This window comes from Ruegeria haliotis (assembly GCF_013377785.1).
Lineage (GTDB): Bacteria > Pseudomonadota > Alphaproteobacteria > Rhodobacterales > Rhodobacteraceae > Ruegeria > Ruegeria haliotis.
The window spans coordinates 1-1,037 of the sequence record NZ_JABXWT010000060.1 but is presented as its reverse complement, the minus strand read 5'-3'; the positions used below and the strand labels follow the sequence as shown (position 1 = coordinate 1,037).

The 1,037-nt window shown below is 61.9% G+C and carries 1 protein-coding gene; it reads right to left on the bottom strand.

The window, feature by feature from the left end:
- Nucleotides 1-1,037, bottom strand: a 1,037-nt coding sequence (gene glyA / locus HW561_RS23270; protein ID WP_176867763.1) for a serine hydroxymethyltransferase, incomplete at both ends; no start/stop codon positions are given.

Sequence of the window (1,037 nt, the reverse complement as noted above, 5' to 3'; positions counted from 1 at the left end):
CCGTTCTTGTTGCAGGTGATATGCGCCCGGCCCAGAGCCTTGTCGACGATATTGCCGGTCACGCCTTTGGGCCGCAGGTCGACCAGAACCACATGGGTGTCGGTGCCGTGGGTCACCGTATCCAGACCACCCTTGATCAGCTGATCCGACAGCGCCTGTGCGTTTACCACAACCTGCTTGATGTAGTCCTTGAATGACGGCTGCAGCGCCTCGCCAAAGGCCACGGCCTTGGCCGCGATCACATGCATCAGCGGGCCACCCTGAATGCCGGGGAAGATGGCCGAGTTCACTTTCTTGGCGATCGCCTCGTCATTGGTCAGGATCATGCCGCCACGCGGGCCGCGCAGGGTCTTGTGCGTGGTCGTCGTCGCCACATGCGCATGCGGGAACGGGCTGGGGTGTTCACCCGCCGCCACCAGACCGGCAAAATGCGCCATGTCCACGTGCAGGTAAGCACCGACCATATCGGCGATCTCACGCATGCGGGCAAAGTCGATCTGGCGCGGGATGGCCGAGCCTCCGGCGATGATCAGCTTGGGGCTATGCTCTTTTGCCAGCGCCTCGACCTGATCATAGTCCAGCATGTTGTCTTCCTTGCGGACGCCATACTGCACCGCGTTAAACCACTTGCCCGACTGGTTCGGGCGGGCGCCGTGGGTCAGGTGGCCGCCTGCATCCAGGCTCATGCCCAGAATGGTGTCGCCGGGCTGGATCAACGCCTGAAACACGCCCTGGTTGGCCTGGCTGCCCGAGTTCGGCTGCACGTTGGCAAAGTCGCAACCAAACAGCTGCCTGGCTCGGTCGATGGCCAGATTCTCGGCGATATCGACGAATTGGCAGCCACCATAGTAACGCCGTCCGGGATAGCCCTCGGCGTATTTGTTAGTCATCACCGAGCCCTGCGCCTCCATCACGGCGGCGGAGACGATGTTCTCGGATGCGATCAGTTCGATCTCGTCGCGCTGACGGCCCAGCTCGGACGTGATCGAGCCAAATAGCTCAGGGTCACGATCAGAGAGGGACTGGGTGAAAAAACC